11 protein-coding genes are annotated in these 11,924 nt (G+C 63.4%); 5 read left to right on the forward strand and 6 right to left on the reverse strand.

The annotated features are described in order from the left end of the window. Nucleotides 1-160 precede the first annotated feature (160 nt). Nucleotides 161-883 (reverse strand): intradiol ring-cleavage dioxygenase, encoded by a 723-nt coding sequence (locus NKI85_RS05610; RefSeq protein ID WP_352522507.1) that lies wholly within the window; start codon nucleotides 881-883, stop codon nucleotides 161-163. A gap of 217 nt (nucleotides 884-1,100) precedes the next feature. On the opposite strand from NKI85_RS05610, the gene NKI85_RS05615 reads away from it, so the two are divergent. Both NKI85_RS05615 and NKI85_RS05620 read left to right on the forward strand, forming a co-directional pair. Next, complete coding sequence (locus NKI85_RS05615) at nucleotides 1,101-2,159, forward strand: CobW family GTP-binding protein (protein WP_352522506.1); 1,059 nt, start codon at nucleotides 1,101-1,103, stop codon at nucleotides 2,157-2,159. 113 nt (nucleotides 2,160-2,272) lie between these two features. Then, a complete protein-coding gene (locus NKI85_RS05620; RefSeq protein ID WP_352522505.1) occupies nucleotides 2,273-3,247 on the forward strand; it encodes a WD40 repeat domain-containing protein in 975 nt (324 codons plus the stop codon). A 4-nt stretch (nucleotides 3,248-3,251) separates the two neighbouring features. Here the strand turns inward: NKI85_RS05620 and NKI85_RS05625 are convergent, their stop codons facing one another. Further along, the gene (locus tag NKI85_RS05625; protein WP_352776327.1) at nucleotides 3,252-3,704 is read right to left on the reverse strand and encodes a hypothetical protein; all 453 of its coding nucleotides are present in this window, start codon (nucleotides 3,702-3,704) and stop codon (nucleotides 3,252-3,254) included. 160 nt (nucleotides 3,705-3,864) lie between these two features. On the opposite strand from NKI85_RS05625, the gene NKI85_RS05630 reads away from it, so the two are divergent. The 3 genes from NKI85_RS05630 (at nucleotide 3,865) to NKI85_RS05640 (ending at nucleotide 7,488) form a co-directional block, all read left to right on the forward strand. Then, entirely contained in the window at nucleotides 3,865-5,247 is a 1,383-nt protein-coding gene (locus tag NKI85_RS05630) for an aspartate aminotransferase family protein (protein WP_352522503.1), read from the forward strand. Nucleotides 5,248-5,261: 14 nt separating this feature from the next. After that, on the forward strand, nucleotides 5,262-6,683 hold the full coding sequence (locus tag NKI85_RS05635) for a glutamine synthetase family protein (RefSeq protein WP_352522502.1): 1,422 nt from the start codon (nucleotides 5,262-5,264) through the stop codon (nucleotides 6,681-6,683). Between the two features lie 85 nt (nucleotides 6,684-6,768). After that, nucleotides 6,769-7,488, forward strand: coding sequence for a UdgX family uracil-DNA binding protein (locus NKI85_RS05640; protein ID WP_352522758.1), 720 nt, complete (start codon nucleotides 6,769-6,771; stop codon nucleotides 7,486-7,488). A 7-nt stretch (nucleotides 7,489-7,495) separates the two neighbouring features. Here the strand turns inward: NKI85_RS05640 and NKI85_RS05645 are convergent, their stop codons facing one another. The 4 genes from NKI85_RS05645 to NKI85_RS05660 all read right to left on the reverse strand — a co-directional run bounded on the left by NKI85_RS05645 (nucleotide 7,496) and on the right by NKI85_RS05660 (nucleotide 11,863). After that, on the reverse strand, nucleotides 7,496-8,761 hold the full coding sequence (locus tag NKI85_RS05645; RefSeq protein WP_352522501.1) for a glycerate kinase type-2 family protein: 1,266 nt from the start codon (nucleotides 8,759-8,761) through the stop codon (nucleotides 7,496-7,498). Next, the gene (locus NKI85_RS05650) at nucleotides 8,758-9,261 is read right to left on the reverse strand and encodes a heme-degrading domain-containing protein (RefSeq protein WP_352522500.1); all 504 of its coding nucleotides are present in this window, start codon (nucleotides 9,259-9,261) and stop codon (nucleotides 8,758-8,760) included. Before NKI85_RS05650 ends, NKI85_RS05645 begins: the two co-directional genes overlap by 4 nt. A 74-nt stretch (nucleotides 9,262-9,335) precedes the next feature. Beyond that, a complete protein-coding gene (gene guaD, locus NKI85_RS05655; protein ID WP_352776330.1) occupies nucleotides 9,336-10,649 on the reverse strand; it encodes a guanine deaminase in 1,314 nt (437 codons plus the stop codon). Then, nucleotides 10,646-11,863: a urate hydroxylase PuuD gene (locus NKI85_RS05660; RefSeq protein ID WP_352522498.1), complete on the reverse strand. Its 1,218-nt coding sequence runs from the start codon at nucleotides 11,861-11,863 to the stop codon at nucleotides 10,646-10,648. The genes guaD and NKI85_RS05660 overlap by 4 nt, the downstream gene beginning before the upstream one ends. Nucleotides 11,864-11,924: the final 61 nt, after the last annotated feature.

The raw sequence follows: 11,924 nt of genomic DNA on the forward strand, positions 1-11,924 counted from the left end.
GCAGCCCGCCGGTTGGCAATGACGATCGAAAACATTCCGGCTCGGAAAATAGCTTTGCCGGCAAGCATCTCGGTTCGCCGTGGCTAATGCCAGATGTTTATTTCAGTTAGATGACAAACGACTTTCCGCGAGGACTAGATGGCGATGTGACGAGGTGTTCTCAACCGGCCTTCACCGCGACCACCATCAAGGCCTGATAGGCGTCCGCCATTTCCCGCAGCGCTGCCTCCGACAGCGGCCCGGCCTGCCGCGCAATGCCGTCCCGCGCGTTCGATGTGTCGCGTTTGCCCGGGCGATCTTTATAGGGCGCGACGGTGGCGAATATCTGCTCGCTGAGGCTGTCGGGGAAGAACATCTGGCCGGTCATTACCGAGCGGTCATCGGGGAAGATCTTGAAATGGATGTGGGTAGTGCGGCCCCGATACCAGCCGGGATAGATGGTGGCGAATGAAGCAATGCCGCTTTCATCGGTTCTCTGCCAGCCCCGCAGAAAACTCTGGCCGGACGTGTCGACATCCTGTCCGTCGCCCTGTCCAGGATATCCGGAATAGGCGCCTTGGGCATCGCAATGCCAGATGTCGACGCGCGCGTCGGGAAGCGGCCGGCAGGCAGCATCGACGATTTGCAGCCGCACGTTGAGGGCAATGCCCCTCTTGCCCTCGGTGATGTCGGGGCGTTCGAGCTTCGGGTCGAAATAGAACGGCCCTTCCGTGACCTCGGGCGTGATGGCGCAGACACCAGCACCGGCTTCAAACAAAGCAAGCCCGGCATAGGGCGAAACCTGCCCAGCTCTTGCCCCGGCGGGCAGGAATATGCCGCCGGCGGTGACAGCTACAAGACCGAGTGCCTGCCGCCGGCTTAGTGGCAAGGACTTGTCGGACATCTGGCACCTCTTCAATGCGAACAGCCCCCGTGAGCAGCCCTTGGCCTATCTAGGCCCCACCACCAGCCCGCGCCAATGAAAGTTCGGTAATGTGGGGAATGTTCGGCAATGCAGGGAACTTTCGGTAATGCAGGCCTCTTTGGCCCACCGGTTTGCCTCGTGCAAAAGCAGAGCACACATCCTATATGGAGCCGACAATCCCTATTCGAGGCACAATATGAGCGACGCACAGACGCAGATCCCCGTAACCGTCCTCACCGGCTATCTTGGCGCCGGCAAGACGACACTGCTCAACCGCATCCTTTCGGAAAACCATGGCAAGCGCTACGCCGTCATCGTCAATGAATTCGGCGAGATCGGCATCGACAACGAGCTGATCGTGGAATCCGACGAGGAAATCTACGAGATGAACAATGGCTGCGTCTGCTGCACCGTGCGCGGCGACCTGATCCGCGTCGTCGAAGGCCTGATGCGCAGGCCCGGCCGCTTCGACGCCATCGTCGTCGAGACTACCGGCCTCGCCGATCCCGTGCCGGTGGCGCAAACCTTCTTCATGGACGACGACGTGCGTTCCAAGACCAGGCTCGATGCGGTGGTGGCGCTGGTCGATGCCAAGCACCTGCCGCTGCGTCTCAAGGATTCGCGCGAGGCCGAGGACCAGATCGCCTTTGCCGATGTCGTCGTGCTCAACAAGACCGATCTGGTCACCCCCGAAGAGCTGAGCAAGGTCGAGGCGACGATCCGCGCCATCAACCCGGCGGCACGCATCCATCGCACCACGCGCGCCGGCGTGGCGCTGACCGAGGTGCTCGATCGCGGTGCGTTCGACCTGTCCCGTGCGCTGGAGAACGATCCGCACTTCCTCGAGGCGCATGACGATCACGACCATCATGATCATGACCACCACCACCATGATCACGACGGCCACGATCACCACGATCATGACGGGCATCATCATGCGCACCCTTCCGACATCCATGACGTGACCGTGCAGTCGGTGTCGCTGCGCGGCGGCGAGATGGACCCGAAAAAGTTCTTCCCGTGGATCGAGAAGGTCACCCAGATGGAAGGCCCCAACATCCTGCGACTGAAAGGGATCATCGCGCTGAAAGGCGATGACGAGCGCTATGTCATCCAGGGCGTGCACATGATCATCGAAGGCGACCACCAGCGCGCTTGGAAGGACGGCGAGAAGCACGAGAGCCGGCTGGTGTTCATCGGCCGCGAACTCGACGCCGAGCGGTTGAAGAAGAGTTTCGAGGCCTGCCAGGCTTAGATCGCAACGGATATCTGGTTGGCCACCTGCTTGCTCGAGCAGGAAAGGTCGAGTAAGCCCCCTAACGGCCCTCGCAAGCGCCCTGAATCAGACATTCAACCGATCACAAACTCATGCCCACAGTCGCCCCGCTCGATCTCGAAGGCCATTGCCTCGCCGCCGGCTTCCTTGGCGACGTGCCGCATTTCGCGCTGGCCGACGGCACCGTCCATCGGCTCGACCATGGCCACAAGACGGTGCAGGCCAATGACGGAATGCTCGCCGCCGTTCACGATGCGGCAAACGACCGGCTGATCACCGGCGGTGAGGACGGCAAGATCTTTGCCGTGACCGCCGGCGGCAATACCACGGAATTGGCGACCGCAGGCAAAAAATGGATCACCAGCGTCGCCGCCGGGCCGCAAGGCGCTGTTGCCTATGCTTCGGGCAAGATTGCCTATGTGCGCTTTGCCGACGGCAAGACCAGAGAATTCTCGCATCCGCGCTCGGTCGAGGGGCTGGCCTTCTCGCCCAAGGGCATGCGCTTCGGCGTTGCCCGCTACAATGGCGCAACGCTGCATTTCCCGGCCGCCGACGGCAAGCCGGTCGAACTCGAGTGGGCCGGCGCCCACACCGGCATCACCTTCTCGCCGGACGGCAGCTTCGTCGTCACCACAATGCAGGAAAACGCGCTGCATGGCTGGAAACTCGCCGACGGCAAGCACATGCGCATGTCCGGCTATCCCGGCAAGGTCAAAAGCCTGTCGTGGAGCGCCAAGGGCAAATGGCTGGCGAGTTCCGGCGCGCCGGCGGCGATCGTCTGGCCGTTTTCGGGCAAGGACGGGCCGATGGGCAAGGCGCCACTGGAACTCGGCACGCGCGGCAACGCCATGGTCACCTGCGTCGCCTGCCACCCGAGCCAGGATGTCGTCGCCATAGGCTATGATGACGGCATGGTGATGGCGGTGCGCTTCGCCGACGCCAGGGAAGTGCTGTTGCGCCGGCCGGGCAAGGGCGCCGTCACTTCGATGATGTGGGACAAGGAAGAGCGCCGCATCGCTTTCGGCAGCGCCGCCGGCGATTGCGGCGTCATCGACATTTCGGCGTAGTCCGTTACTCAGCTCCACAAGATACTTTGCCGGTCAATTCAGCCGGCTTACCGTCCCGGTCCGCGTCTGTCGTGCCGTCATAGACTTCGAGCAAATAGCGCCCGTCATAGACGCCTTCGTCGCTGGCCTTTGTCAGAATGGCCAGCTTGACATAGCTATAGGTGTTTGCGACCTCGTGCTCGCGATAGACGAGCAGCCGCAACTCCTTGTTGTCGAGCCAGTATTGCGTGAGGTTCGAATCCTCGAACAGCGTCTTGCGCAGATCGTCACCGACTGGCCTGTCCAGAATTTCGACATCGCCGCGAAAATTGAAAGTTGGTCCGCCCATGCCGGTGGTGACGCCGGCATCGACCTGGAATTTTACCGCCTTGTCTTCGACCGAACACCAGATGCCGCCGGAGGCCAAGGCCGTGCCGGCCGACAAAAGCAGCGTTGCTGCACAAACGATCGCCCGCATTGTTCTTCCCCAACCACCAACCTGCCCGCATTGATGCCGGTTGCCACGCTGAGGTCAAGCGCCGGTCATGTTCGCCATGATCGCTGAACCAACGCAGGGCAGCCACCCGGCCAATTGCGGTGGCAGAGGCCGATTGGCTAGAGTGCTGATGAGAGGGCTCATGAACGTCATCGACCATTCAAAGACTTCCATCGGCGGCATCGGCCCGGCCCGGATCGCCGAGTTGCGCGAGACCGAGGCAGAAGCCTTCCGCCGGGCGCGGCCGAAATCGATGGCCAAAATCGGCAATGGCCTGCCCGGCTTCTTCGGCGGCGTGCCGATGCACTGGATGAACGACTGGCCGACGCCGTTCCCGATCCTCGTGGATAGCGCCAAAGACGCCACTATCACCGACATCGACGGCAACCGGCTCGACGATTTCTGCCTCGGCGACACCGGCTCGATGTTCGGCCATTCGCCGCCGCCAGTCGCCCGCGCAATCCGCCGGCAGGCCGGACGCGGCCTGACCTACATGCTGCCTTCCGAAGACGCGCTCGCCATCGGTCCGCTGCTGCAGCAGCGTTTCCGCTTGCCGTCTTGGCAGATCGCGACGACGGCGACAGACGCCAACCGCTTTGCGCTGCGGGTTGCCCGCGCCGTCACCGGCCGGGAAAAGATCCTGGTCTTCAACGGCTGCTATCACGGCTCGGTCGACGAGACGATGGTCCGACTGGTCGACGGCAAGGCGGTGAACCGGCCCGGCCTTGCCGGCGAGTTCCGCGACTTGACGCGGGCGACTGATGTGGTCGAGTTCAACGATCTGCCGGCGCTCGAGGCCGCACTCCGCGACAACGATGTCGCCTGCGTCATCACCGAGCCGGTGCTGACCAACTCCTGCATGGTGCTGCCCGAAGCCGGCTTTCATGACGGGTTGCGGCGGCTCACCCGTGCGACCGGCGCGCTGCTGCTGATCGACGAGACGCACACGATCTCGACCGGTCGCGGCGGCTATACGAGGAAATACGGGCTGGAGCCGGACCTGTTCGTACTCGGCAAGCCGATCGCCGGCGGCGTGCCGGCGAGTGTCTGGGGCATGAGCGAAGACGTTGCGGCGCGCTATGCCGCTTATATCAGCCAGAAAGAGCCCGGCTATTCCGGCATGGGGACAACGCTATCGGCCAATCCGCTGCAATTCGCGGCGATGCGCGCCACGCTCGAACACGTCATGACCGACGACAACTACAGCCATATGGAGCATCTGGCGCGGCGGCTTGACGCCGGGTTGACCGCCGTCATCGACCGCTACCGGCTGCCCTGGCACGTTGCCCGAGTCGGCGCCCGTGTCGAGTTCATCTGCGCACCAGGCCCGCTGAGGAATGGCGGCGATGCAGAGGGAGCGCATGCGCCGGAGCTCGAGGCGGCGATCCACGTTGCGCTGGTCAATCGCGGCGTGCTGATCGCACCGTTCCACAATATGATGCTGATCTCGCCTGCGACCGGCGCCGCCCAGGTGAACCGGCTGATCACCGCCTTCGGCGCGGTTGCGGCAAAGCTTGTGGCATGAGACAAGCTTGCCACATGAAACAAGCGCCCAAGCAAAGTTTGAACCTGGTCACGGCATCCCCTTCGGGCTCGACGCCCGCCGAGGCGCAGGCCTTTCTCGACGCCCATCCCGAGATCGAGGCGTTCGACATCGTGCTGACCGACGCCAATGGCGTCGGGCGTGGCAAGATCGTGCGCCGGCATGAATTGATGAGCATCTTCGAGGGCGGCCGGCACATGCCGATCTCGATTCTCGGCCTCGACATCACCGGCGAGGATGTTCACGAGACCGGGCTGATCTGGACGACCGGCGACGGCGACCTGCGCGCATGGCCAATCCCCGGCACGCTGGTGCCGCTATTCGGCACACAGCCGCCGCGCGGCCAGGTGCTGATGGCGATGTACCACCTCGATGGCCAGCCGATGTCGTCCGACCCGCGGCTGGCGCTCGCCCGCCAGGTGGATATCCTCGCGGCCAAGGGCCTGCATCCGGCCGGCGCCTTCGAGCTCGAATTCTTCCTGCTCGCCAACGAGCGCGATGCCGAAGGCAAGGTGCAGCCCGCCCACGCGGTGCTCGACGGCCGCCGCTCGGCCAAGACCGAAGTCTATTCCGTCGACCATCTGCACGGCATGGAGCCGCTGTTTTCCGACATCTATGCTGCCGCCAAGGTGCAAGGCATCCCGGCCGAAACGGTCATTTCCGAATATGCGCCCGGCCAGTACGAGCTGACGCTCAACTACCGCAAGGACGTCATGCGGGCGGCCGACGATCTCGTCATGCTCAAGCGGCTGGTGCGGGCGCAGGCACGTCGCCATGGCGTTACCGCTTGCTTCATGGCCAAGCCGATCGAGAAGTATGCCGGCTCAGGCATGCATTTCCATGTCTCGCTGCTGGACGATGCCGGCAAGAACGTCTTTGCCGAAGCCGGCGGCGAAAACTGGTCGCTGCCGCTGCTGCGCGGCCTTGGCGGCCTCATCCAGACGATGGCGGAATCGATGCTGGTGTTTGCACCGCACGCCAATTCATGGCGGCGCTTCGTCTCGCAATCCTATGCCCCGGTGGCGCCGAGCTGGGGCGTCAACAATCGCTCGGTGGCGCTGCGCGTGCCGGCCGGCGATGCCAAGAACCGGCGCATCGAGCACCGGCCGTCGGGCGTCGACGCCAATCCTTACCTGGTGGCGGCGACGGTGCTGGCCGGCATCACCAGGGGTCTCGACGAGGGGCTCGATCCCGGTCCCGAAACGACCGGCAATGGCTACGAATCCGCCGTCACGCGTACGACGATGCCGGTCGACTGGCGCGCCGCGATCGAGGCGGCAAGGGCGTCGACCTTCCTCAAGGGCGCATTGGGCGAAGATCTGCACCGGACATTCGTGGCGATCAAGCAATCCGAATATCTGCGCGTGGCACGCACGGTCAGCGAGCTGGATTATCACCTTTATCTGCACGAAGTGTAAGGCCCTGCCCCGCAGGGTTCGTCCGGCGAAGTTCCGACCGAACCAGTTTTGAAGGAACCTTCTGGCGGCTTCGCTCATTCCGGTTCTGATCGCGGAAGCGGACAGGACCGTACTCGCCATGATCGCCAGAATGACAACACCCGCGCCGCACCACACCAAGGTGCAGGCCAGACGCTTGCCGGCAGGCAAGTCCCCGGAAACGACAGAAATCGACGCCAGGACCATTCCTGAACTGCGCGAAACGGCTAAAATCTGCCGCCGCTGTCCGCTGTGGCACGACGCGACGCAGACCGTATTCGGCGAAGGGCCTGACAAGGCGAAGGTGATCTTCGTCGGCGAACAGCCGGGCGACCAGGAAGATCTGGCCGGCAAGCCTTTCGTCGGTCCGGCGGGCAAGGTGTTCGATGCGATCCTGGACGATGCCGGCGTCGACCGGCTGAAAGTCTACGTCACCAACGCGGTCAAGCATTTCAAGTTCGAGCCGCGCGGCAAGCGGCGCATCCATTCGAAGCCGAATGCCGGGGAGGTGCAGGCCTGCCGCTGGTGGCTCGACAAGGAGCTCGATCTGATCAAGCCCAATCTGGCGGTGGCGCTCGGCGCCACGGCAGCGCAGTCGCTGCTCGGCAAGGTGGTGCCGATCATGAAGATGCGCGGGGCGGTCGTAGAGCGGGACGATGGCCTGCGTGTCTTCGTCACCATCCACCCGTCCTTCATCCTTCGCATTCGCGAGCCGGCGGACAAGCAGGCCGAACGCGAACGGTTTCTGCAGGACATGAAAGCAGTGAAAAAGCTGATGGCGGCCTGAGCTTGGCCTATTTGACTAATATCGCCCTGAGATCGTTGACGTTCGTCCCGGTCGGTCCAGGCACGAAGAGGTCGCCGACGGCGTTAAACGCGGTCCAGGCGTTGTTGCCGGCAAGCATGGCCTTGGCATCGACGCCCACCGCCCGCATCCGCGACACCGTCGAACCGTCGGCGAAGGCGCCGGCATTGTCTTCCGAACCGTCGATGCCGTCGGTGTCGGCGGCCAGTGCATGGACGCCCGCCATGCCGTTGATGCCAATGGCGAAAGCAAGCAGGAATTCCGAGTTGCGTCCGCCCTTGCCTTTCGCGCGCAAGGTCACCGTCGTCTCGCCGCCGGACAGGATCAGCACCGGTTTTGGGAATGGCCGGTTGCGCGTCGCCACCTCGCGGGCGATCGCCGCGTGGACGCTGCCGACCTCGCGCGCCTCGCCTTCAATGGAATCGGAGAGGATGACGGCCTGAATGCCTTGACGCTTCGCTTCGGCTGCAGCCGCCTCCAGCGACACGCCGGCCGAGGCGATCAGATGCACTTCGTTGCGGGAAAAGCGCGGATCATCCGGACGCGGTGCATCTGCAGCCGGCGAGCTGATATGCGCCATCACTTGAGCAGGCAGTTTCATGCCATAGGCGGCGATCGATGCCAGCGCCTCTTCGCGGCTTCCCAAATCGGGAACGGTTGGGCCGGAGGCGACCAGCGCCGGATTGTCGCCCGGAATGTCTGAAACGACCAGCGAGACCAGTTTGGCCGGATAGGCGGCGGCCGCCAGCCTGCCGCCCTTGATCGTGGAAAGATGTTTGCGGATGGTGTTCATGGCGGCGATGGGCGCGCCGGAGGCGAGCAGCGCCTCGTTGGCGGCGATCTCATCGGCCAGCGTCAGACCTTTGGCGGGCGCCGGCAGCAGCGCCGAGCCGCCGCCGGAGATGAGCGCGACGACGAGGTCGTTGGCCGTTAGTCCCTGAACCTTTTCGAGCAACCGTCGTGAAGCCTCCAACCCGGCGGCGTCCGGCACCGGGTGCGCCGCCTCGATGATCTCGATGCGCCGGCATGTCGCGCCACAGCCATAACGGGTGACCACCAGCCCTTGGATCGGCCCGTCCCACACTTTCTCGAAAGCCGCCGCCATCTGCGCCGAGCCTTTTCCCGCGCCGATGACGATCGTGCGGCCCTTCGGCTTTGCCGGCAAATGGTCCCTGATGGTCCTTTCGGGATCGGCGGCGGCAACGGCGGCGTTGAAGATCGACGTGAGGAAGAGTTTGGGGTCTACCTCTGTCATTTTGCTTCCAGCGGCAGTGCCAGCCCGCGCGCGTCGATGCTGAGATGCTCGCAAAGCGCATTGACCACCACGCCGTGGTCCTCACGCTCCGGCAGGCCGGAGACTGCGATCACGCCAATGACACCGGCGCTCTTGACCGTGATGGGAAAGCCGCCGCCGGCCAGCACATAATCTGATATATCCAGCCCCTCGCCGGGCTTGAAGCTGCGGTCGGGGCGCTGCTGCTCCAGCACCATGCGATAGGTGCTTTTCAAAAACCGGCGCACGACATTGATCTTGCGCCGCGCCCAATCCGGATTGGAGGCGTTCGAGCCGGGCATTGCCGCATAAAACAGCGGCCGGTCGAAGGTTCTGATATCGACGATGATCGGCAGGTTCTCGGCTAGCGCGCGGTCGCGGATCGCCGAGCCGATCTTGAAAGCGACGGCCTCATCGAACGCCGGGAAGACGAGCGTGGCTTCCTGTTTCTTGATCAGAGCGATGTCGTCCGCAACGGCCATGTCGTTCCCCTGTCAACTTCGCTGCACGATTTGACCGATGGCTGCCGCTCGGTCAAGCCCGCCGTATACGACAGCTAAACCGCCATGTCCGTCTTGGCCGCCCGGCCGGCGACATAGACCTCGCGCACGGCGCGGTCGTCGCCGAGCGTCTGCAGCAGAAACAATTCCTCGGCGAGCGTGTCCGCCGTCTCCATCCGCAGCCGCATCGCCGGCGTGGCGCGAGCGTCGAGCACGACGATATCGGCATCGCTGCCTTCCTTCAGGGTGCCGATCTTTTCCGCAAGCGACAGCGCCTCGGCATTGCCGAGGGTCAATTGCCAGAAGGACTGCAACGGATTGAGCTTCTCGCCGTTCAGCGCGATCACCTTATAGCCCTCGTCCATGGTACGCAGCATCGAATAGTTGGTCCCGCCGCCGACATCGGTGGCAGCGGCTATGCGGAGCGACTTTTCGCGGCGGCGATACCGCTGATAATTGAACAGGCCCGAGCCGAGAAACAGATTGGAGGTCGGGCAGAACACCGCCACCGAGCCGCTATCCGAAAGCGCATCCGCCTCGCGTTCCGACAGATGGATGCAGTGGCCGAACAGGCTTTTGCGGCCGAGCAGCCCGTAATGCTCATAGATGTCGGTATAGTCGCGCGCCTGCGGATAAAGCTTCTGGGTGAAAGCGATCTCGGCGTGGTTTTCCGACAGATGCGTTTGCATATGCAGGTCCGGATATTCACGGCAGAGCGTACCCGCCATCTCCAATTGCTCCGGCGACGAGGTGATGGCGAAGCGCGGGGTGATGGCATAGTGCTGGCGCCCCTTGCCGTGCCACTCCTCGATCAGCGCCTTGCTGTCGTCATAACCCGATTGCGGCGTGTCGAGCACGCCTTCCGGGGCGTTGCGGTCCATCATAACCTTGCCGGCGATATTGAGCATGTTGCGGTCGTGCGACTCGGCAAAGAACGCCTCGGCCGATTCCTTGTGCACCGAGCAATAGGCGGCGACCGTCGTCGTGCCGTGGCGCAATACGTCATCCAGGAACAGTCTGGCGATACGGCGTCCATGCTGAGCGTTCTGGAATTTGATCTCCTCGGGAAAGGTGTAGGTGTTCAGCCAGTCGAGCAGCTCGGCGCCGTAGGAAGCGATGACCTGCATCTGCGGAAAATGCGCGTGCGCATCGATGAAACCGGGCAGCAGCAGATGCGGCCGATGGTCGATCTTTTTTGTTCCCGCGCCCGCCTTTTTCTCGACCTCGGAATAGGCGCCCGCTGCAATGATCCTGCCGTCGTGCATCAGCAGGCCGCCATCGTGCTCGTAACGCCAGGCGGAATGGTCGTCGATGGTTTCGGGCCAGCGCAAAAACGACAGCGTACGGCCGCGCAGGAGCGTGCTGGTCATTTCCCCGCGCCTTCGAACCAGGCCACCAGCAGCGCCCGTTCCTTGTCGGTGATCTGGGTGACGTTGGCGGGCGGCATGGCGTGGCTGCGGCCGGCCTGCAGGTAGATCTCGCCGGCGTGCTCGGCGATGCCGGCATCGGTGTCGAGCATCACGCCCTTCGGCGCGTGGTAGATACCCTCGTAGGACGGCTCTGCCGTGTGGCACATCGAACAGCGGCCAAGAACGGTGTCGCGCACAGCGGCGAAGTGCGCCGAGGCGACGTAGACCTCCGCCGCCGAGGACGTCTTGACCTCGCCGGTCAACAGCTTCGGCACCGTCGACAGCCAGATGATGACGACGAACAGCACGGCCGCCACCAGCCAGGTCCAGGTCGGATTGCCTTTACGTGCATGCATGGTGTTGAAATAGTGCCGGATCAGCACGCCGATGATGAACACCAGCGAGGCAATGACCCAGTTGAACTCTGTCCCGAACGCCAGCGGATAGTGGTTCGACAGCATCAGGAACAAAACCGGCAGCGTCAGGTAATTGTTGTGCAGCGAGCGCTGCTTGGCGATCTTGCCGTATTTCGGATCTGGCTTCCTGCCGGCGATCAGGTCGGCGACGACGATCTTCTGGTTGGGGATGATGACCATGAAAACGTTGGCCGACATAATCGTCGCGGTGATGGCACCAAGATGCAGGAAGGCGGCGCGGCCCGTGAACAGGTGGGTTAGCCCCCAGGCGACGAACACCAGCACCCCGTAGAGCACCAGCATCAGGCCGGTGTCGCTCTTGCCGAGCGGCGAACGGCACAAGAGATCGTAGACCACCCAGCCGATGCCGATCGTCGCCAGCGACAACAAGATGCCTGTAGGCACCGACATCGCGAGCACATTCGGATCGATCAGGAACAGGTCCGCGCCGGCATAGTAGACCACGCACAGCATGGCGAAGCCCGACAGCCAGGTGGCGTAGGATTCCCATTTGAACCAGGTCAGGTGCTCGGGCATTTCAGCCGGCGCCACCAGATATTTCTGCACGTGGTAGAAGCCGCCGCCATGCACCTGCCATTCCTCGCCGAAAGCGCCGGCAGGCATGCCCGGACGCTGGCGCAGGCCGAGATCGAGCGCGACGAAATAGAAGGACGACCCGATCCAGGCGATGCCGGTGACGACGTGCAGCCAGCGCACGGCGAAATTCAGCCAATCCCAGAATATCACGAAATCCATCATGAAAAGTCGTCCCTGCCGATCGGCTGACTTTACGGGCTGGAGCGCAAACGGAAAGGGCCGA

This window comes from Mesorhizobium sp. M0571 (genome assembly GCF_040320985.1).
Lineage (GTDB): Bacteria > Pseudomonadota > Alphaproteobacteria > Rhizobiales > Rhizobiaceae > Mesorhizobium.